Consider the following 19,597-nt stretch of genomic DNA (forward strand, 5'->3'; position numbering starts at 1 on the left):
GAACTCAGGCCGGGCCCCGCGGCTCGGCCTGTCCAGGGCTGGGGAGCCGGGGCGGGAGTCTGGAGGCGCCTTACTGAGGCGGCGCGGCCTGCCGGCCGCCGAGGTTCTCGTAGTGGTCGCACAGGGCGTTCACCGAGCGGGCGAGTTTCATCGCGACCGTCATCTGGCCGGGGCTGTTGAAGCCGGGGCGCAGGCCGAGCCGCATGAGGGCCTCCCTGACGCCGGCCAGCGCGCACGCGCTCGGGATGTCGCCGGCCGGGAAGGCGCGGGTCATCGCCTCGATGGTGGGGATGAGTTCCTCGAGCTGCCCGCGCATGGTGGCCCGCAGTGTCACCAGGTCCCCGGCGGGGATGGGGCGGGCGTCCGGGGCGAGGAACCGGGATGCGGTTCTGCGCATCGTCTCGATGTCGGGCGGCAGCTGGTCGGTGTCTGCCGCACCAGCAGGCGGGGCGGTACGTTGCACCATGTCGACTCCTCGCAGTCGGCCAAGCCCGGGGCCGTTAGCACGGTCGCCGGGATTTGTGGCCTTCCCGACCGTAGGAATCCAGGCGAGACACAGGCCACAAAGTTGCACCGAATTACACGACAGTTGTAACGCCTGGTCGTGGCCAATAGGCACCTTGACCACTCGCCCCTTGGGCCACGACAGTGGTGTAAGTCGCTGTAACCCACTAGCGCGGGAGGCCAGCCATCATGGAGATTCACTTCGTTGGGATCGACCCCGAGACGGATGAGGACGGATGCCCCACGGTCTGGGTGGACACCAGCACGGAAGACCTGCTGATCCAGAGCTACCAGGCCGACGCCAGAACGACCGCGACATGCGACAACCTGTCCCCGGCAAGGGCACCGATCCCGCCCGGCGAGACCGTCATCAGGATCCCGAAGCGAATGATCCCGATCATCAGGAAGGCGTGCGATGAGCTCGATCCCGGAGTTCGCTGAACTCCTCGCAGGCGCTACCACCTCGGCTGTCCACCTGGAGATGCGGGACGCCTACTTCACCAACCCGCGCTTTCAGGCCTGGACGGACGGAGACCGCGTCGACTGGGACGACCGGGCCTCCTGGTGGCGGCCGTTCCACCAGACGATCGCGGACGCCGTCGCCCGCGGCGTAACCGTGCGACGCACCCGGATCGTGTCCGAACCGGTCACCGACTACATCGCGTGGGAGCACTACCAGACCCGCGCCAACGTCGAAGCGGGTGAGGAAGTGCGCTGGCTTCCCCGGCACCGCGCGTGGGACCTGCTCGTCCCCGGCACCGACCTGTGGATCTTCGACGGGCGGCTGATGCGCATCCATCACTTCTCCGGGGCCGGCGAGTGGGTCGACAAGGAACTCTGCGACGAGCCCGCCACGATTGCCCAGCATGCCGCCGCATACGAACGGATCTGGGAACGCGCCATCCCCCACGACCAGTACGAGGTCAAGTAACCGTCCATGTCCACATTCCCCACGTCCAGCGTGCAGGAAGCGCGCGCAGTTCTCGCAGGCCGCCTGCGGGAGCTGCGCCTGGACGCGGGTATCACAGGCAAGGAGCTCGCCCGACTCGCCGGCTGGTCCGTCGCCAAGTCCAGCCGGATCGAGAACGCGGTCACCGCGCCGTCGGACGCCGATATCCGCGCCTGGTGTACGGCCTGCCGCGCGGACGGCCAGGCGGACGACCTCATCGCAGCCAACCGGCAGGCCGACGCCGCCTACCTGCAGTGGAAGCGGCTCCAGCGGACGGGCATGAAGCAGCTGGCGGAGACCTCGGCCAAGCTGTACGAGCGCACCCGCCAGTTCCGTGTGTACGCCTCCCATGTCGTACCGGGCTACCTGCAGACCCCCGCCTACGCCACGGCGCTCCTGCGCACGATCGCCGCCTTCCGGGGCACCCCGGACGACGTGGCCGACGCGGTGGAGGTGCGTATGCGCCGCGCGCGGGTCATCCATGAGGGCGACCACCGGTTCGCGACGCTCGTCGAGGAGAACGTCCTCCATCACCGTGTCGGCGACCAGGACGTGATGGCCGGCCAGCTCGGGAACCTGCTCGCGGCGATGTCCCTGCCGTCCATGTCGCTCGGGATCATTCCTGCCACGGCTGGACGCGAGGGCGTCATATGGCCGCTGGAGCAGTTCACGGTGTTCGACGGCTCGCGGATCCACGTGGAGCTCCTCGCCGCAAAGGTGACCGTGACGGCGCCGGGCGAACTCGACATCTACCTGCGGGCGTTCGCCCGGCTCACCGAGCTTGCCGTGTACGGGGCCGACGCACGGGCCCTGATCGTGAAGGCCATCGACACCCTGGGCTGACCTCGAGACGCGTAGCGAACGCTACGCACCTCGAGGTCCCCGAACGCACGAAAGCGGCCCCGCCCTCCCGAAGGAGGACAGGGCCGCGTCACGTGCTTTCGTTACAGCCGCCGGTAGGAGGCGGTCATGGCGAGGGCTGCGATACCGAGCAGGCCGCCACGTGCAGCCTCGGCCTGGACGCGCACGTACACGAGCAGTACGGCGCCGGTGAGGGCCAGCAGGAAGGCGAGGAGGGCGAGTGGCTTCCACCGGCGGGCGAGCACCCGCCGCTGTCGGTCGGCGGTGACCAGGTGAGGACGGCTCCGCCGTCGCCAGGCGGCGCGGTGGCGTTCGCCGGGGCGCTGGGACCCTGTTCCACAAGGGCGACAACCGCACCGTCGTCACCGACCCCACCGCCGGCATGTTCGCCGTGGTCAAGGACGATGTCCTCACCGACAACAACGCCCACCCCGCCCCCACCCGTTACACCGACTGGCTCTCCTGACCCGCTCGCACTCACACCCAACTTGTCTGAACAAGTTTGGCCGCGGTTCTTCCAGCCGACAATGGCCGCGGGTACCTATGTTCCGTTCATGTCATCCCTCAGGGACCCTCATCAACGGGACGAGGTACACGAATGAGACTGCGCTGGAGATCCTTCGGCGGGCTGATCGCCCTCCTCGGCGCACTGATCGTCTCCGCTCCCGCGCCCGCCGAGGCGGCGGCGAGCAGCGGCAATCTGATCGTGAACGGCGACGCGGAGACCGGCGGCTACTGCACCAACGACTGGAGCGCGGCCGCCACCGTGCCCGGCTGGACCACCGAGGCAGGCGGACTGGACGTCATGTGCCACACCGCCGGGTCCTTCGGGCTGCCCAGCGACGGCAAGACGCCCGGCAAGGCCTTCTTCGGGCCCGGCAACTTCGGCGACGGCGCGATGACGCAGACCGTGGACGTCTCCTCGGCGGCCGCGGCCATCGACGGCGGCGGGGTGAGCTACAACCTCTCGGGCTGGCTCGGCGGCTGGACCGTCTACAGCGGCTACGTCGCGGTCGGCCTGCACTTCGAGGACGCGAGCGGCCACCCGATCGGTGCGACGGCCAAGCTGCCGACGGTCTCCGCGAGCGACCGGGGGTCGGCCACCAAGTTCCTCTCCCGGAGCACCACCGGCGCGGTTCCCGCCGGGACCCGGTCCGTCCAGGTCGAGGTGCAGTTCCTGTCGACGTCCAACGAGACCGGCTACCTGGACAACCTCTCCCTCACCCTGAACACCCCGGTCACCGCGCCGGCCCCGGTCACCCCGCCCGCCTCACGCGTGCCCGGCTACGACCACGTGTTCATGGTCATGATGGAGAACACCGACTACTCCCAGATCATGAACGACCCGGCGGACACGCCCTACATGCACAGCCTGATGGACCAGGGCGCCACGCTGACCGACTTCCACGGCGTGTACCACCCCAGCGACGAGAACTACCTCGCCGTCGCAGGCGGCGACACCTACGCCAAGGGCGCCGTCTACTGGCCCAACATCAACTCTCCCCAGCGCAACCTGGGCGACACCATCGAGGCGGCCGGCAAGAGCTGGAAAGCCTACGAACAGGGCATGGGCACCCCCTGCAACACCAACACCGACTACGACCGCTACTACGAGCCCGACGACGCGCCGTTCATCAACTACACCGACATCAGTGGCAACGCCTCCCGCTGCGCTGCGCACCTGTTCGACACCTCGCAGCTGACCACCGACCTCGGGTCGGCCGCGACCACCCCGGCCTTCTCCTGGATCGCCGCCGACGACTACTACGACGGCGAGGCGTCCGGCAACGGCAGTTCCGCCAGCCTGAAGACGCAGGACGGCTGGCTGAAGCAGACTCTCGCTCCGGTGCTGGCCTCCCCGGCCTGGACCCAGCAGCGCTCGCTGCTGATCCTGACCTGGGACGAGAGCAGCGGCGAGGCATACAACCACATAGCCACCACGGTCCTCGGCTCGCGGGGCACCGTATCGGCCGGCACCAGCAGCCCGACGCACTACGACCACTACGGCATCGCCCGCACCGTCGAGTCGGCCCTCGGCCTGCCCGCCCTCACCGGCAACGACACCTACGCGACACCGCTGAACACCGCGTTCGCGCCGTCCACCGCCACGACTGCGACCCTCACCGGCGACATGAACGCGGTCGCCAACGGCGGCAACGTCACCCTCCGGTACTCCGTGCCGTCCACGTCCCAGGCGAGTGCGAAGAACTGGATCGGCATATACCCGGCAGGTGTCACCCCCGGCCAGCAGTCCTCCCTGACCTGGGCCTACGCCCCCAACGCCAGCGGCGCCCTGACCTTCTCCACCAGCAAGCTCAAGGGCAACGGCACATACGACGCGTACTACCTCGCGAACGACGGCTACTCGGTACTGGCCGGCCCGTTCACCCTGACCGTCGGCTGATCCACCGCCGCCGGACCCGGCCCCGCGTGCTCGGCCCCGGCAGCCGAGCACGCGGGGCCACGGTGCGCTGGTGCGGCTCCCGCAGCTCCCGCCTGTCATCGGGGCCTCCGTGCTCTCGTTGCAGCACATCCGGTCGGGCCGTGCCGGGGCTCAGCCCGCGTTGAGCTCCGTCAACTCGCCGAGCGGGAGCGTGTGCTGGGTGTGCAGGACCTTCGCGCGCAGATAGCGGACGTTGTGGGCGGTGCGGAAGACACCGGTCGGGACACGGTCGCGGACGGTGACGCCGAGGCCGCGCAACTGCTCGGCCTTGTCGGGGTTGTTGGAGAGCAGGTCGAGGTCGGCGATGCCCAGAGCGGACAGCATCTGGGCGGCGGCGGTGTAGTCGCGGCCGTCCTCGGGGAGGCCGAGGGCGGCGTTCGCCTCGTAGGTGTCGAGGCCCTGGTCCTGGAGGGCGTAGGCGTCGAGCTTGTTGTAGAGGCCGATGCCGCGGCCTTCCTGACGCATATAAAGCAGGACGCCACCGCGCTCCGCGATCCGCTCGACCGCCTCGCGCAGTTGGGGCCCGCAGTCGCAGCGGGCCGAGCCGAAGACATCGCCGGTCAGGCACTCGGAGTGCAGCCGGACCAGCGGGAGCGTGCCGGGGGCGGAGTCGCCGAGGACGACGGCCACATGTTCCTGGCCGTCGGTGAGGCCATGGAAAGTGACGAGTTCGGCGTTGACGCTGTAGCCGTCGGTGAAGCGCAGCGGTACCCGGACGCGGGCGCGCTGGGTGGCGGCGGGGAAGTCGGGCATCGGGTTCTCCTGTGTCCGGGTGGAGGACGGCAGCGGCTTCTGCTTCAGATTTGAAGCAGATCCACGGCTGGAACCCTATCCATGTTTTAAATTTGAAGCAACAGGGATGTGCGGGAATAACCAGGAGGCCCTACAGCGAGCCGGGGCTTTACGAGGAACCGGAACAGGGCGACGACCGCCGTCGCCAGGGCACCTCGTCGGACGTCGGCCGCGGGGTCGTCGCGTCACCCTCCAGCGCCCGGACGATCGCCGAGCCGATCTCCTCCAGCTGGCCGACCTGCTCCGCGGAGAGATGGTCGAACACCGCCGCCCGTACCGTCTCCACATGGCCCGGCGCCGTGCGCTCCAGCACCGCCATACCCTCGTCGGTCAGCAGCGCGAAGCTGCTGCGCTTGTCCCACTGGCAGTCCTCGCGCCGGATCAGCCCGTCCTTCTCGAGCCGGGTCACGGCGTAGGTCAGCCGGCTCCGGGTGATCTTCGACTTCTCGGCGAGGTCGGTCATGCGCAGCTTGCGCTCCGGAGCCTCGGAGAGGTTGGCCAGGATCGAGTAGTACAGGTGCGGCATGCCGGCGTCCTGCTGGAGCTGTCGGTCGATCGCGTCCTCCAGGAGGTGCGTCGCCGCGATGTACGCGCGCCAGGCGCGCTGCTCCTTCGGAGTGAGCCAGCGAGTCTTCATACGACCAGTGTAGGTTTGTTTCAAACTTTAACCAAGCGTCCAGTTCACAGCCCGCCGCCGAGAGTGAGCGCGTCCGATGCCGTATCCCTACGTCCTGCTGTCCGCCGCCGTCTCCCTCGACGGCTACCTCGACGACACCGGCCCCGACCGGCTGCTGCTCTCGTCCCCGGCCGACTTCGACCGGGTCGACGAGGTACGGGCCTCCGTCGACGCGATCCTGATCGGCGCCGGCACCATCCGCGCGGACAACCCGCGGCTCCTGGTCAACGACCACGGGCGGCGCGCGGCCCGGGTCGCCGCCGGAAAGACCGAGTACCCCCTCAAGGTCACGGTCACCGCGACCGGCGACCTCGACCCGGACGCGAAGTTCTGGCACACCGGCGGCGAGAAGGTCGTTTACACGACGGAGACGGGCGCGCAGCGGATCCGCGGCCTCGGTGTCGCCGCGGACGTCGTCTCCCTCGGCACCGACCTCGACTGGCCCGCGCTGCTGAAGGACCTGTACGAGGCGCGAGGGGTCGGCCGACTGATGGTCGAGGGCGGCGGTACCGTCCACACCCAGCTTCTCCAGCAGGGCCTGGCCGACGAACTCCAGCTGGTCCTGGCCCCTGTCTTCGTCGGCGACCCGAAGGCGCCGCGCCTGTTCGGCCCGGGCGGCTACCAGGCCGGGCGGCTGCGGCTCCTGGAGAGCCGCCGTATCGAGGACGTCGTCCTGATGCGGTACGAGCCCACCGGCCCCGGCACGGGTGCGTCGGCGTCCGCCGCGGACCGGCACTGGCTGCGGCTCGCCTGCGAGCTGGCGGCCGACTGCCCGCCCTCCCGGACCGCGTTCAGCGTCGGCGCGGTGGTGGTCGCGGCCGACGGCACGGAACTGGCCCGCGGCCACTCCCGGGAGTCCGGCGACGCCGTCGTCCACGCGGAGGAGGCGGCCCTGGCCAAGATCCCGTCGGCCGACCCCCGGCTGGCCACGGCCACGGTCTACACCAGCCTCGAACCCTGCACCCACCGCTCCTCCCGGCCGCACCCCTGCGCCGAGCTGATCCTCCGGGCCGGGGTACGGCGGGTGGTGACGGCGTGGCGCGAGCCGGACACCTTCGTCGAGGCGGCCGACGGGACGGGGACGCTGCGGGAGGCGGGGGTGGCGGTGCTGGTGCTGGGCGAGTACGAGGACCTGGCGAAGACCCCCAACGCGCACCTGCTGAGCTGACCTCTCTTAACCCGTGTGACTCCCACGCTTCTGATGGCGTATGCTGGTGTCAACGACGCGGGGTGGAGCAGCTCGGTAGCTCGCTGGGCTCATAACCCAGAGGTCGCAGGTTCAAATCCTGTCCCCGCTACTGAATGACCAGGGCCGGAATCCAAGAACGAGGATTCCGGCCCTGAGTCATATACCGGCACGATACCGGTGCGTGTTCCTCATCACACCCGTCCGTACTCATCCGCCCGGCCCACACCACTCGCCCCCGCTGACTCGCAGCAGCAAACCTGGACGGACACACATTGGACACAGGGGACATATGGGGAGTCGTACCGTGGGCCCTGCAGAGGCGCAGGAGGACGGGTCCGCAGCCGTCCGCACCCTGGCCCGTTTCCTGCCCGCCCTGCTGATCGTCGTCGGCGTCTGTTACGACGCCCTCACCCCGCAGGCGTTCACGCCCGTCCCCTTCTTCACGGCCGCCCCGCTGATCGCCGCGCCCCTCTCCTCCCTCCGCACCACCGTCCTGACCGGCCTCGCGTCCTTCCTCGCCGCCTACGCCGTGCACGTCCGCCACACCTTCCGCCCCGACGTCGACACGGTCACCGAGGCCCTCACCGTGGCCACCGTCGCCGCCCTCGCCGCCGGCATCAACCAGGTCGTCCGCATCGGCGACCAGCGCCTCGCCTCCGCCCGCGAGATCGCCGAGGCCGCCCAGCGGGCCGTTCTGCCCGAGCCCGCCGAGCGGATCGGCGGCTTCGAGATCGCCGCCTGCTACGAGGCGGCCCAGGAGGGCACCTTCATCGGCGGCGACCTCTATGCCGTCCAGGACACTCCGTACGGCGTACGACTGGTCGTCGGCGACGTCCGCGGCAAGGGCATGGGCGCGGTCGCCGCCGTCGCCGTGGTCATCGGCGCGTTCCGGGAGGCCGCCGAGCAGGAGGCCACGCTGGAGGCGGTGGCGGGACGGCTGGAGCGGGCGCTGGCCCGCGAGGGCGTCCGGCGCGGCGGCGTCGACGCGTTCGAGGGGTTCACCACCGCCGTACTCGCCGAACTGCCGCACGGCGACGGCACGGTGCGGGTCGTCAACCGCGGCCATCCGCCGCCCCTGCTGCTGCACGGCGACGGCAAGGTGTCCCCGGTACGGGTGCCCGAGGCCGCGCTGCCGCTCGGGATGGGCGAGTTGGGGGCCTGGCCCGACCGGGCCGCCGAGCATCCGTTCCCGAGCGGGGCCACACTGCTGCTGCACACCGACGGCCTCTCCGAGGCGCGGGACGCGCACGGCCGGTTCTACGATCCCAAGCAGCGGCTGACCGGCCGTACCGTCACCTCCCCCGGGCAGCTGCTGGCCCGGCTCGCGGCCGAGGTGCGCCGGCACACCGGCGGCGGCATGACCGACGACATGGCGCTGCTCGCCGTACGCCGGCCCTGATCGTTGTTACGCCCTGTGTTCGGACGACCGCCCTCCGCGTATCGGCTGAGTCACCATCAAAACGTGTGTGACTGCTGAGCCGAACAGAACGCATGGTCAACTCGACCGTTTTTGACCGATCGTGGCAGGTAAGTCCATGCTTCGAAAGCTTAATGATCAAGGCGAACAGCTTGGATTCTGACAGCCGGGTCTATTAACGTTCGATAACGCAGCGCGGTCGTCCCAGCCGTCACCCGCGACGGCTCCGCGCGCACGCGCCGAATCCCGCAAGGGAACCGGGGAACCACCACCTTGGGGTGAATCGCACGGCTGCCGCCGGTAGAAAACGGCCGGTATACGCGCGTAGGAGACCTTCCCGCTCCGAACCCGTCAGCTAACCCGGTAGGCGGCGGAAGGAAAGGAGTGCGCCCGCGTGGCGTCCAACCGGCCTGCTCCGACAGCCCCCTTCGTGCCCAGCCAGCGTCAACCCGAGACCTACGGCTATGGCGGCTACCGCACCGACGAGGGCCCTTGGGAGGAGTGGAACCCGACCGAGGAGTCCCTCGCCCCGGTACGCGGCCGGCACCGGGTCGCCAAGCAGCGCGGCGGCGGGCTCGCCCGCAGCTCCACGGTCCTCGGCGTCGGCGTCATCGCCGCCGTCGGCGCGGGCGGCATGGCCAGCGCCAACACCGGCAAGCCGCCGGTCTCCATCTCCCTGCCCGACCTGCCGTCCTCCGTCGGCACCCTGCTCGGCGAGGACGGCGGCCACAAGGCCACCCAGACCGCGCTCAGCAGCGTCACCACGACGGCCGCCACCGACGCGGACTCGTCCTCCTCCTCCGACGCCGGCGAGGCGCTGCGCAGCCGGATCATCGCCCAGGCCGAACAGCAGCAGACCCAGATCGACGTCAAGGCCAGTGCCAAGGCCGTGGCCGCCGCCGACAAGGCGGTCTCCGACGCGGAGGCCAAGGCGGAGAAGGCGGCCGCCGCCAAGGCCGCCGACGCCAAGGACAAGGCGGAGGCCGCCGAGAAGCAGAAGACCGAGCAGCAGCGGCTCGCGGAGCTGGCCAAGCAGTACACGCTGCCGGTCGTCTCATACACGATCACCGGCACCTTCGGACAGGCCGGCTCCATGTGGGCCTCCGGCTACCACACCGGCCTCGACTTCGCCGCCCCCACCGGCACGCTGATCAAGGCCGTCCACAGCGGCACCGTCACGGAGGCCGGCTGGGCCGGCTCGTACGGCTACCGCACGATCATCACCCTCGACGACGGCACCGAGCTGTGGTTCTGCCACCAGTCATCGATCGGCGTCAAGGTCGGCCAGAAGGTCGCCACCGGTGACGTCATCGGCCGCGTGGGCGCCACCGGCAACGTCACCGGCCCGCACCTCCACCTGGAGGTCCACCCGAACGGCCAGGCCACCGCCATCGACCCGATGACCTGGCTGCGCGGCAAGGGCCTCAACCCCTGACGGACCCCACCGATCCCCGGCGGCCCTGACGACACCCCCCCGACGTCAGGGCCGCCGGTCCGGTGCGCCCACGGAGCTCCCGGGCGCCTTCCGCTTTTACGAGAACTTCGTATTGCGCTGGCATGGGACCCCTGGTCACCGGTGTTGAACTGAAGCATGACTGCTTCTTCCGGTTCTTCTTCCTTCCGTAAGCTCGGCGCCTCCGACCTGGAGGTCTTCCCGCTCTGCCTCGGCGGCAACGTGTTCGGCTGGACCGCCGACGAGGCCGCCTCCTTCGCCGTCCTCGACGCGTACACGGCCGCGGGCGGCAACTTCGTGGACACCGCCGACTCGTACTCGGCCTGGATCGAGGGCCACAAGGGCGGCGAGTCCGAGACCGTCATCGGCAGGTGGGTCAAGGCACGCGGCAACCGCGACGACGTCGTCATCGCGACGAAGGTCAGCCAGCACCCCGAGTACCAGGGCCTGTCGGCCGCCAACATCAAGGCCGCCGCCGACGCGTCCCTGCGCCGGCTCGGCACCGACTACATCGACCTGTACTACACGCACTTCGACAAGCCCGAGATCCCGGTCGAGGAGATCATCGGCGCCCTGGACGAGCTGGTGCGGGCGGGCAAGGTCCGCCACATCGCCGCCTCCAACATCACCGCCGAGCGGCTCCAGGAGTCCCTGGACCTCTCCGACCGCGAGGGCCTCGCCCGGTACGTCGCCCTCCAGCCCCACTACAACCTGGTCTCCCGCGACACCTACGAGGGCCCGCTCCAGGACCTGGCCTCCCGCACCGGCCTCGCGGCGGTCCCGTACTTCTCGCTGGCGTCCGGCTTCCTCACCGGCAAGTACCGCCCCGGTACGACGGTCGACAGCGCCCGTGCGGGCCGCGCCGCGCAGTACCTGGAGACCGAGCGAGGCCAGAACGTCCTGACCGCCCTCGACGAGATCGCCGAGGCCCACAAGGCCCCCATCCCCACGGTCGCCCTGGCCTGGCTGGCCGCCCAGCCCACCATCACGGCCCCCATCGCCTCGGCCCGCACCCTGGACCAACTCCCGGCCCTGCTGGGCGTGGCCGACCTGAGGCTGACGGACGAGGAACTGGGCCGCTTGACGAGCGCGTCCGCCTGACGGCAGCGGGGGTTCGGCGGCGGCGTCCTTCTGACGGTGACGGGGGTTCGGCGGCGTGTGCCTGGCGGTGGCGTCGGCCCACTTGGCGGTGAGGCCCCGCTTGGTGGTGAGGGGCTGGTCGCGACCGGCCTGCCGGCCCCCAGCCTCCAGCCCCCTTCGCCTTCTCTTCCCGCCCCCGCCTCCTTCGCCTTCTGCCAACGGCGCATTCCGGCGGTGCCGACCGGCCGCGGCCCCTGACCGCTACGTTCGATAAGGGTTGTACGAGGGATACGGCACCGCCGGCCCGCGCCACCCCGGCGCTCCGTAAGCCGGCGGCGCATAGCCGCCGTATTCCGGCAAGCCCCTCGGCGCAGCGGTGCGGGCCGCGTACTCCAGGGCGGGACGCACCAGCTCCCGTCGGCCCCACAGCTCCGTCAGCAGCTCCCGCTCCCGCACCACGAAGTCGGCGCCCGCCCGCCCCCGCCGTCCCCGGCGCCGCAGCAGCGCCAGCGACGTCGCGTACGCCTGGTACTCGGCGACCGCCCTCCCCGCCGGCTTGCCGAAGTGGTACGCGGCGTACTCCCGGGCCATCTGCCGCGCCCGCATCGATCCGAGGACGAACGGCTCGGCCGCCCCCAGCCACCCGGCGTACGCATACGCCGGCAACTCCTCCCGCACGGTCCGCAGCTCCCGCTGCCGCGTCCAGATCGCCAGCCAGGTCAGCAGCGCGAACGCCGGCACCATGAACATGCCGTACACGGCGAAGAACCCGTACTGCCCGAAGGTCGAGGAGCCGTTCCAGAACGCGTGCATGCTCATCGCGAGCAGCAGTCCCGCGAGCGGCACGAGCACGCGCCGCGTCCGCTGCCGTTCCCCGCAGAGCGCGGCGATGCCGAACCCGATGCCGGTGAGGACGGTGAACAGGGGGTGCGCGAAGGGGGACATGACGATGCGCACGAAGAACGTCGCGGCGGTGACGGAGGCGATTCCGCTGCCGCCGGTCAACCGGTCGGTCCCGAAGGCCGTACCGAGGTAGAGGATGTTCTCGGTGAACGCGAAGCCGGTGGCGGTGACCCCGGCTATCACCACCCCGTCGACGATCCCGGTGAAGTCCCTTCTGCGGAACAGGAAGACGAGGAGTACGGCCGCGGCCTTGGCGGACTCCTCGACGATCGGCGCTATCACGGTCGCCCCGAGCGTGTCCGCGCTGCTCGGATCCGCCGTCGCCGTCGCTATCCAGCGGGTCGCGAAGCTGTTGGCGACGATCGCTATCAGCGCGGCCGCGCACGCCCCCCAGGCGAAGGCGAACAGCAGGTTCCGCCAGGGCCCGGGCTGGACCCGGTCGAGCCAGCGGAACGCTGCTATGAGCAGCGGCACGGGCAGCACGGCGAGCCCGAGCCCGACCAGAAAACCCTCCGTGCCCGTCTGCTCCCGCACCAGCGCGAGGATGACCAGGCCGGAGAGGGCGAGCAGGGTGCCCAGCGCTCCGTACCGTACCCAGCGCCGCTGCCACCAGCGGGGATGCCGCAGCCCGTCGTCGACGGGGTCCGGGGGATGCGACGGATACGGCGGGTACGGCGGCGGGGAGGTGGCCACGGCATCGACCCTAACGAGGTGACTCCTGTCGGTGCTGTTCGCCCTGCTGCACCGGATGCTGTACGCGACGGAAGAGCAGATCGTTCACCACATGTCCCTTGTCCAGTCCCTGACCCTCGAAACGGGTCAGCGGCCGGTATGCGGGACGTGGCGCGAAACCACCCTCGGCCTGCGTGTTCTCGAACTCCGGGTGTGCGTCGAGTACTTCCAGCATCTGCTCGGCGTACGGCTCCCAGTCCGTCGCGCAGTGCACGATCGCCCCCGGCCTCAGCCGGGCCGCGGCGAGGTCGAGGAACTCGGGCTGGATCAGCCGCCGCTTGTGGTGCCGCTTCTTCGGCCAGGGGTCAGGGAAGTACACCCGCAGCCCGTCGAGCGAGTCGGGTGTGAGCATCTCCCGCAGCAGGATGATCGCGTCCCCGTTGCCGACGCGGATGTGGGACAGCCCGTTCTGGTCGGCGAGGTTGAGCAGGTTCCCCTGTCCCGGCGTGTGCACGTCGACGGCGAGGATGTTGGTGCCCGGGTCCCCGGCGGCCATCTGCGCGGTCGCCTCACCCATCCCGAACCCGATCTCCAGGACGACGGGATTGCCGTTGCCGAACAGCTCACCGAGATCGATGACGTGCTGCCCGTCGATGTCCAGCCCCCACTTGGGCCACAGCCGCTGCAGTGCGTCCGCCTGTCCGGTGGTGACCCGGCTCCGCCGTGGCTGGAAACTGCGGATCCGCCGCTCGAAGTGGGATCCGGCCGGATCGGCGCTGGGCCCGTCCGGGAACCGCGGCTCCCCCTTGGCCCGGGTGCGCCGGACGGACACACCGGGAGCATGCGGGGAGCCCGCGCCGGGGACGGTCTCGGCGGGCCGGGGGGTCTCTGGGGCATTGAGCGAGTCAGACACAGTGCAGTCGATTTTACGGCCCGTGCGGGACGGACCGGCGGGGGTCGCGACGAGCTCACACCGAGCCCAGCATCTCCAGTGCCCTGCGCGCCACCTCCCGCCCGATCGGCAGCGAGGCCGTCGCCGCGGGCGAGGGCGCGTTCAGCACATGCACCGTCCGCGCGCCCTCCTTGATCAGGAAGTCGTCGACCAGCGACCCGTCCCGCAGCACCGCCTGCGCCCGCACCCCGGCCGCCGCCGGCACCAGGTCCGCTTCCGTCACGGCCGGCAGCAGCCGCCGTACGGCCGTAGTGAACGCCCGCTTCGACACCGACCGACGCAGCTCCCCGCCCCCGTACCGCCAGTGCCGCCGCGCCAGCGCCCACGCCCCCGGCCAGGCCAGCGTCCCCGCGACCTCCCGGGGCCGTACAACCCCCCACCCGTACCCCTCCCGGGCCAGCGCCGGCACCGCGTTGGGCCCGACGTGCACGCCCCCGTCGATCCCGCGCGTGAGATGCACCCCGAGGAACGGGAACGCCGGATCCGGCACCGGGTACACCAGCCCCCGCACCAGCTCTCGCCGCGCCAGTTCGTAGTACTCCCCCCGGAACGGCACGATGCGCATCCCCGGCTCGTCCCCGGCCAGCCGGGCCATCTCGTCGCAGTACAGCCCGGCACAGTTCACCAGCACGCGCCCACGTACGACGGCTCCGGCGGCCGTCCGTACGGCGACCCCGAGCTCCGGCCGCCGGTCGATCCGCTCCACCCGGGCCCCGTACCGGATCTCCGCGCCCGAGGCCTCTCCGAGCTGCCGGGCGACCCCCGCGAAGTCGCACACCCCGGTCGTCCCGACGTGTATGGCGGCCAGCCCCCGCACCTCGGGCTCGTACTCCCTGATCTGGGCGGCCCCCAGCTCCCGCACCGGAATCCCGTTCTCCCGGCCGCGCTGCACGAGTGCGTGCAGCCGGGGCAGCTCCGCCCGCTCGGTGGCGACGATCAGCTTGCCGGTGACGGCGTGCGCGATGCCGTACTCCGCACAGAACTTGACCATCTCGGCGGCACCCTTGACGGCGTACCGCGCCTTCAGCGACCCGGGCCGGTAGTAGATCCCGCTGTGGATGACCCCGCTGTTCCGGCCCGTCTGGTGCCTCGCCGGTCCGGCTTCCTTCTCCAGCACGGTGACCCGGGTACCGGGCGCGGTACGGCTGATCGCATACGCCGTGGACAGCCCGACGATCCCACCCCCGACGACGAGCACGTCACAGTCGTAAGCAACCCCAGCAGACACCTGCACCACCTCCCACGTTCGATAGTGCACTGCGCCACTGACAGTCACTTCAAACGCGGGGTCGGTGAAGCGCCCCGTCAGACCTCACGCCGGGGCCATCAACAGCGGACGCGCCCGCTCCCGCAGCTCCACCACCCTCGGCTCGTCCCCGTAGGGCTCCAGGCGATGCAGCAGGTCCTTCACGTACTCGGTCGTCCGGGCCGACGAGATCCGCCCGGCCACCTCCACCGCCCGCACCCCCTGCTCGCACGCCGCGTCGAGGTTCCCGGACTCCAGTTCGGCAACGGCGGACACGACCAGCCGCAGCCCGTGCGACCGTACGAACTCCTCCGTCGGCTTGGACAGCGCCTGCTCCGTGAACCGCCGCACCTGCCGTGGCGCCTTCAGGTCCCGGTAGCACTCGGCGGCGTCGGCGGCGAACCGGTCGTATCCGTAGAAGCCGAGCCAGGAGGGATCGTTGTCCCCCTCGCGCGCCCGCTCCAGCCACCCCTCCGCGGCCTTCAGCGCGGCCCCCGCCGCCTGTGCGTCACTCGCACGCGCGTGTGCCCGTGCCTCGACCAGCCGGAAGAAGCTCATGGTGCGCGCGGTGGCCAGCCCCCGGTTGCGTTCGACGGCCGCCTGCGCGAGGTCGACGCCCTCGTCGCCGAACCCGCGGTACGTCGCCTGCAACGACATCGATGCCAGGACGTACCCGCCGAGCGGCACATCGGCCGCCGCGCGGGCGAGCCGCAGCGCCTGGATGTAGTACCGCTGCGCGGCTTCCTGCTGTCCCGTGTCGAAGGCCATCCACCCGGCCAGCCGCGTCAGTTCGGCGCTCGCCCCGAACAGGGCCCGCCCGACCTCGTCGGAGTACGCGCCGAGCAGCAGCGGTGCCGCCTCCACTCGTAAACACTCCGGCACCATCGACGAACGCCAGTCGCCGCCACCGTACTTGGAGTCCCAGCGCCTGGCGTCCTCGGCGGCCTCCCGCAGCTTCTGCACATCGCTGTGGCCGACTTTGAGCGGTGCGCCGGAGGCCTCGGCGGTGTTCGCCTCGCGCGCGACCGAACTGTCGGCGGGGGTTATCAGCCAGCGCGAGGCGGGCGTTGCGTACGCGCTCACTGCGAACGATCCGGCCAGCGACTGCCAGATGCCGCCGGAGCCGGCCCGGCGGCCGGCGAGGTCGAGGCGGTACAGCTCGGTCGCCGACCGCACCGCCTGTCCCACGTCCCTGGGAAAGGCGAGGCCCACTTCGGGCGCGGGATCCGCGTCCGCCAGGCCGATCTCGTGGAGCGGCACCGGGCGGCCGAGCTTCTGGCCGATCGCGGCGGCGATGAGATGCGGCGCGGCGCCCTGCGGCACCATGCCCTTCGACACCCAGCGCGCCACCGACGTCTTGTCGTAGCGAAGAGTCAACCCGCGTTGAGCGCCAAGATCGTTGACGCGTCGCGCGAGTCCTGCGTTGCTGATTCCCGCGAGGGCGAGAACGGTGCCGAGTTTTTCGTTCGGCCCGCGTTGCTCCCTGGACATGCGCCACCCCTCGACACAGACGGCTGCCGCAGTGGCATAACCACGCGGCATTCGTAAACCCAGCGTAGTTCGCCGCATCCCAAGCGTTAAGGGGCATTGTTCCGGATGGCGGGATTGTGGTCCGTACGCGAGTGCGGCCCATATACGCACCGTGCACGGCCTGTCGCTTCGTGCCCCCGCCGTGTGGCCGTGCGCCCGTCCGTGCGCTCTTCTCCGGCCATCGGGGGAGCGGTTCCATGGTCTGTGCGTGGGTCGGCCCGCTGTACTGGATCCAGTGGGCTGGGGGACACCGCCACCTCAATCCCCGCGGGTGGCGGACCGGTCCGGGAGGCGATGCCCGCCTCCCGGACTGTGCGCGTTCGAGCACACGCGCGTGGCGGTGCGCAAAGCATGTACGGAGCGTGCGCACCGCCACGCCGACCTCGCCGAATTGGCCGAAAATCGACCCCGCCTTCTGTGGGTGATCAACGCTCCTACCATGGGAATTGAGGGCGCGCAGGGCGTTCTGGGGGAGCGTACAGGGGGCGCATTCGCGTCGCAGTCACCTGGTGCCGTACGGCGGTTGGCTTCTGCTGCGGCTCTTCCATGGCACGCGGGTGTACCCGGTCCTGCGGCAACTCCCGGAAGTCTTCCGGGGATCAAAGGCGGCCCCACCGCCCCTCCGGAGCGCGTCCTTCATGGCAGCATGGGGATCCAGTTCGTACCGTGCATGGTTGTCCACAGCCTGTGGAGGCGTCGATGCGGTGGTTGGTGGGATGGAGCAGCACCGCCTCCGGTGCCGCCACGATCGGCTCCGCCGGCGCCATGGGATACGACGGCGAGACCGTCCACCCCGTCGGCTCCCAGCTGTTGTGGGGCGACCCGGACCCGCTCTGGGCCGTCGGCGACTGGCGGCCCGACGAGGTACGCGTCATCAGGGCCGACGCCCAGAACCGTATCGCCGTCCTCGGCACCTGCGGCGCCACCGACGAGGAGCTGCGCCTCGGCCTCTTCACGGCGCGCGGGGGCGCACTCCGGCATCTGACCGCCTGGCCCGGCAGCTACACCGCCGTCGTCCAGGTCGGCCGCCGGGTCACCGTCTGCGGCGACCTCGCGGGCGCCCGCCCGGTCTTCCACACCCCCTGGGCAGGCGGTACGGCCTACGCCACGGCCGCGCTGCCGCTCGCCGACCTGATCGAGGCCAACCTCGACTACGGCCACCTCGCCGCGCTCCTGGCCGCCCCCGAGGTACCGGCCGCGGTCCACGACTCGACCCCGTACGAGGGCGTACGGCGCATTCCGCCGGGGCATGCGCTGATCCTGCGCACCGGGGCGCGCGAGATCGCCGGCTACGAGCAGGTCGCCTCGCTCGCGGTCGCGGCACCCTCCGCCGACCCGGACCGTGCGGTGGACGCCGTACGGGACGCGCTCGTAGAAGCCGTACGCGCGCGGCTGTCGGCGCCCCGGCACGTCCCGGACATCGACCCGGGTCCGGTGCCCGGCATGGGCCCCGCCGAGCGGCGCGCGGCGCGCGGGATGCCGGTCCCGGGCATCGGCGCCGACCTCTCCGGCGGCCCGGCCTCCGGCACCCTCGCCCTGCTGGCCGCAGGCCTGCCCGGCATGCCCGGCACGGTCCTGGGCCACGGCACGGGCGCCGGCGAGCGTCTCCTCGCGGTCACCTTCAACGACCTCACGGTGGGCGGCCGCGAGGCGGAACTGGAACGCGCGGGAACCCTGGCGGCCAACCCGCGGCTGCACCACGTGGTGGTGGCCGGCGGCGAGGACATGCTGCCGTACGCCGACCTGGAGGGCCCGCTGACCGACGAACCGGGGCCGTCCCTCGTCCAGGCCGCCAGACACCGCGCCCGCCTGGCCGCCGGCAGCGCCGACCACTTCACCGGCTACGGCGCCCGCCAGGTCCTGGACGCGCACCCCGCGCGCCTCGCAGACCTGCTGATGGACCGCAAGCGCCGGCACCTCGTCCGCCCGGTCGCCGCGCTCGCCAGGGCCGACGGCTCGGTGATGGTCCCCGCGCGCGTGTACAGCGCGGCGCGCCGGCTGGCGCGAACGCCGTACGGCGCGGGCGTCGAGACCCTCGCCGAGCGCCTGCTGCGGCGCCGCTTCGACGAACCGGGAGGCGCGGTGGGCGCGTCCCTCGCCGCGCTCACCTGGGCGAGACCCGGCCCGGCGGCGCGCTGGCTGACGGGCGAGGCACTGGCTGAAGTATCGGTTCTGCTCCAGGGGGCGGCGAACCGCTCCGGGGTCGGCCCCGGCCAGCGTCCCGGAGACTATCGCGCGCGTGCGGTGCTGGCCCGCCACGCGGCCGACATCCGCGTCCTGGAACAGGCCGCGGAAATCCGCTCCCAGCGCCTGCACGCCCCCTTCCTCGACAACCAGGTGGTCCGCGCCTGCCGCGCCCTTCCCGAAGCGCTGCGCGTCCAGCCCGGGGCCCGCGCCGCCATCCTCCGTACGGTTCTGGAGGGCGCCGGCGTCGCCGACCTCCCCCCGGGCTGGGGCGCCCCCTCCCACGCCTCCTCCGCGGCCGCCACCCGCACGGGGCTGCGCGTGGCGGCCGACGACCTGATCGCCCTCTTCTCGACGCCGCTGCTGGCGCAGGCGGGCCTGGTGGAGGCGAGGGTGGTCCGCAAGGCGCTGCGCGCCGCGGCGGCGGGTGAACCTCTCCCCCTGGACGGCCTGGCCGACCTGGTCGCCCTGGAACTGTGGCTACGCCGCCTCCTGTCCCGCCGGGGCACCTGCTGGACGGGGACACCGGCACGCGCACGTGCGGTCCCTGCGGGGATACGTCCGATGAGGGGGGCGCTGGCTTCGGGGGCGTGACCAACCGTCCGGGGCCCGCCGTCGTGCTGCCGGTCGGGTGTCGTGTGCGGGTGTGTGGGGGCTGGTCGCGCCCACGCGGCGGTAGCCGCTCACCCAACGCGGCCCCGCGCCCCTCACGGGGCGCGGCGGCACCCTGCCGGCGCTGGTAAGCG

At 71.3% G+C, this 19,597-nt stretch carries 16 protein-coding genes, 1 tRNA gene, 2 pseudogenes and 1 riboswitch; of the genes and pseudogenes, 11 read left to right on the plus strand and 8 right to left on the minus strand.

Going from position 1 to position 19,597, the window contains the following annotated elements; all coding sequences use genetic code 11:
* Positions 1–70 precede the first annotated feature (70 nt).
* Entirely contained in the window at positions 71–466 is a 396-nt protein-coding gene (locus tag ABTY98_RS22445) for a DUF6415 family natural product biosynthesis protein (protein WP_352222682.1), read from the minus strand.
* A gap of 227 nt (positions 467–693) precedes the next feature.
* Here ABTY98_RS22445 and ABTY98_RS22450 point away from each other — a divergent pair, with 227 nt between their 5' ends.
* The 3 genes from ABTY98_RS22450 to ABTY98_RS22460 are packed head-to-tail and all read left to right on the plus strand — an operon-like array spanning position 694 to position 2,296.
* Positions 694–945 carry a hypothetical protein gene (locus tag ABTY98_RS22450; protein WP_352222683.1) on the plus strand — a complete coding sequence of 84 codons (252 nt, stop codon included), beginning with the start codon at positions 694–696 and terminating at the stop codon, positions 943–945.
* Positions 920–1,435 (plus strand): DUF6879 family protein, encoded by a 516-nt coding sequence (locus tag ABTY98_RS22455; RefSeq protein WP_352222684.1) that lies wholly within the window; start codon positions 920–922, stop codon positions 1,433–1,435. The genes ABTY98_RS22450 and ABTY98_RS22455 overlap by 26 nt, the downstream gene beginning before the upstream one ends.
* A gap of 6 nt (positions 1,436–1,441) precedes the next feature.
* A complete protein-coding gene (locus ABTY98_RS22460) occupies positions 1,442–2,296 on the plus strand; it encodes a helix-turn-helix domain-containing protein (RefSeq protein ID WP_352222685.1) in 855 nt (284 codons plus the stop codon).
* A 101-nt stretch (positions 2,297–2,397) separates the two neighbouring features.
* Here ABTY98_RS22460 and ABTY98_RS22465 read toward each other — a convergent pair whose 3' ends face one another.
* The gene (locus ABTY98_RS22465) at positions 2,398–2,559 is read right to left on the minus strand and encodes a hypothetical protein (protein WP_352222686.1); all 162 of its coding nucleotides are present in this window, start codon (positions 2,557–2,559) and stop codon (positions 2,398–2,400) included.
* A gap of 74 nt (positions 2,560–2,633) precedes the next feature.
* Here ABTY98_RS22465 and ABTY98_RS22470 point away from each other — a divergent pair.
* Positions 2,634–2,780 (plus strand): annotated as a pseudogene (locus ABTY98_RS22470) (LysR family transcriptional regulator); the annotation flags it as partial.
* A gap of 132 nt (positions 2,781–2,912) precedes the next feature.
* A complete protein-coding gene (locus tag ABTY98_RS22475; RefSeq protein WP_352222687.1) occupies positions 2,913–4,718 on the plus strand; it encodes an alkaline phosphatase family protein in 1,806 nt (601 codons plus the stop codon).
* Between the two features lie 150 nt (positions 4,719–4,868).
* Here the strand turns inward: ABTY98_RS22475 and ABTY98_RS22480 are convergent, their stop codons facing one another.
* Together ABTY98_RS22480 and ABTY98_RS22485 are read right to left on the minus strand one after the other, a co-directional pair.
* Entirely contained in the window at positions 4,869–5,510 is a 642-nt protein-coding gene (locus ABTY98_RS22480; RefSeq protein ID WP_352222688.1) for a GTP cyclohydrolase II, read from the minus strand.
* Between the two features lie 148 nt (positions 5,511–5,658).
* Positions 5,659–6,186, minus strand: a complete 528-nt coding sequence (locus tag ABTY98_RS22485) for a MarR family winged helix-turn-helix transcriptional regulator (protein WP_352222689.1) — start codon at positions 6,184–6,186, stop codon at positions 5,659–5,661.
* A gap of 76 nt (positions 6,187–6,262) precedes the next feature.
* On the opposite strand from ABTY98_RS22485, the gene ABTY98_RS22490 reads away from it, so the two are divergent.
* The 5 genes from ABTY98_RS22490 (at position 6,263) to ABTY98_RS22510 (ending at position 11,385) form a co-directional block, all read left to right on the plus strand.
* Positions 6,263–7,393: a dihydrofolate reductase family protein gene (locus ABTY98_RS22490; RefSeq protein WP_352222690.1), complete on the plus strand. Its 1,131-nt coding sequence runs from the start codon at positions 6,263–6,265 to the stop codon at positions 7,391–7,393.
* A gap of 56 nt (positions 7,394–7,449) precedes the next feature.
* Positions 7,450–7,523 (plus strand) — tRNA-Met (locus ABTY98_RS22495).
* Positions 7,524–7,703: 180 nt separating this feature from the next.
* Positions 7,704–8,813, plus strand: coding sequence for a PP2C family protein-serine/threonine phosphatase (locus ABTY98_RS22500; RefSeq protein WP_502994306.1), 1,110 nt, complete (start codon positions 7,704–7,706; stop codon positions 8,811–8,813).
* 245 nt (positions 8,814–9,058) lie between these two features.
* Positions 9,059–9,217: riboswitch (cyclic di-AMP (ydaO/yuaA leader) on the plus strand.
* A gap of 8 nt (positions 9,218–9,225) precedes the next feature.
* Positions 9,226–10,266 carry a M23 family metallopeptidase gene (locus tag ABTY98_RS22505; protein WP_352222692.1) on the plus strand — a complete coding sequence of 347 codons (1,041 nt, stop codon included), beginning with the start codon at positions 9,226–9,228 and terminating at the stop codon, positions 10,264–10,266.
* A gap of 156 nt (positions 10,267–10,422) precedes the next feature.
* On the plus strand, positions 10,423–11,385 hold the full coding sequence (locus ABTY98_RS22510; RefSeq protein ID WP_352222693.1) for an aldo/keto reductase: 963 nt from the start codon (positions 10,423–10,425) through the stop codon (positions 11,383–11,385).
* 243 nt (positions 11,386–11,628) lie between these two features.
* Here the strand turns inward: ABTY98_RS22510 and ABTY98_RS22515 are convergent.
* The 4 genes and pseudogenes from ABTY98_RS22515 to ABTY98_RS22530 all read right to left on the minus strand — a co-directional run.
* Positions 11,629–12,960: pseudogene (locus ABTY98_RS22515) on the minus strand (PrsW family intramembrane metalloprotease); the annotation flags it as partial.
* A gap of 10 nt (positions 12,961–12,970) precedes the next feature.
* Positions 12,971–13,852, minus strand: a complete 882-nt coding sequence (gene trmB / locus ABTY98_RS22520) for a tRNA (guanosine(46)-N7)-methyltransferase TrmB (protein WP_352222695.1) — start codon at positions 13,850–13,852, stop codon at positions 12,971–12,973.
* Between the two features lie 55 nt (positions 13,853–13,907).
* A complete protein-coding gene (lhgD, locus tag ABTY98_RS22525) occupies positions 13,908–15,128 on the minus strand; it encodes an L-2-hydroxyglutarate dehydrogenase (RefSeq protein ID WP_502994313.1) in 1,221 nt (406 codons plus the stop codon).
* Between the two features lie 75 nt (positions 15,129–15,203).
* Positions 15,204–16,628 carry an NsdA family TPR-like regulatory protein gene (locus ABTY98_RS22530; RefSeq protein WP_352222697.1) on the minus strand — a complete coding sequence of 475 codons (1,425 nt, stop codon included), beginning with the start codon at positions 16,626–16,628 and terminating at the stop codon, positions 15,204–15,206.
* 738 nt (positions 16,629–17,366) lie between these two features.
* On the opposite strand from ABTY98_RS22530, the gene ABTY98_RS22535 reads away from it, so the two are divergent.
* Positions 17,367–19,445: an asparagine synthase-related protein gene (locus ABTY98_RS22535; protein WP_352222699.1), complete on the plus strand. Its 2,079-nt coding sequence runs from the start codon at positions 17,367–17,369 to the stop codon at positions 19,443–19,445.
* Positions 19,446–19,597: the final 152 nt, after the last annotated feature.

Source organism: Streptomyces sp. NPDC096040 (genome assembly GCF_040303265.1).
In the GTDB taxonomy this organism is placed as follows: domain Bacteria; phylum Actinomycetota; class Actinomycetes; order Streptomycetales; family Streptomycetaceae; genus Streptomyces.

Excerpts from the sequence above, each read along its gene's own strand:
- ABTY98_RS22445 (WP_352222682.1), bottom strand. The coding sequence starts at position 466 with ATGGTGCAACGTACCGCCCCGCCTGCTGGTGCGGCAGACACCGACCAG.
- ABTY98_RS22450 (WP_352222683.1), top strand. The coding sequence starts at position 694 with ATGGAGATTCACTTCGTTGGGATCGACCCCGAGACGGATGAGGACGGA.
- ABTY98_RS22455 (WP_352222684.1), top strand. The coding sequence starts at position 920 with ATGAGCTCGATCCCGGAGTTCGCTGAACTCCTCGCAGGCGCTACCACC.
- ABTY98_RS22460 (WP_352222685.1), top strand. The coding sequence starts at position 1,442 with ATGTCCACATTCCCCACGTCCAGCGTGCAGGAAGCGCGCGCAGTTCTC.
- ABTY98_RS22475 (WP_352222687.1), top strand. The coding sequence starts at position 2,913 with ATGAGACTGCGCTGGAGATCCTTCGGCGGGCTGATCGCCCTCCTCGGC.
- ABTY98_RS22480 (WP_352222688.1), bottom strand. The coding sequence starts at position 5,510 with ATGCCCGACTTCCCCGCCGCCACCCAGCGCGCCCGCGTCCGGGTACCG.
- ABTY98_RS22485 (WP_352222689.1), bottom strand. The coding sequence starts at position 6,186 with ATGAAGACTCGCTGGCTCACTCCGAAGGAGCAGCGCGCCTGGCGCGCG.
- ABTY98_RS22490 (WP_352222690.1), top strand. The coding sequence starts at position 6,263 with ATGCCGTATCCCTACGTCCTGCTGTCCGCCGCCGTCTCCCTCGACGGC.
- ABTY98_RS22500 (WP_502994306.1), top strand. The coding sequence starts at position 7,704 with ATGGGGAGTCGTACCGTGGGCCCTGCAGAGGCGCAGGAGGACGGGTCC.
- ABTY98_RS22510 (WP_352222693.1), top strand. The coding sequence starts at position 10,423 with ATGACTGCTTCTTCCGGTTCTTCTTCCTTCCGTAAGCTCGGCGCCTCC.
- ABTY98_RS22530 (WP_352222697.1), bottom strand. The coding sequence starts at position 16,628 with ATGTCCAGGGAGCAACGCGGGCCGAACGAAAAACTCGGCACCGTTCTC.
- ABTY98_RS22535 (WP_352222699.1), top strand. The coding sequence starts at position 17,367 with ATGCGGTGGTTGGTGGGATGGAGCAGCACCGCCTCCGGTGCCGCCACG.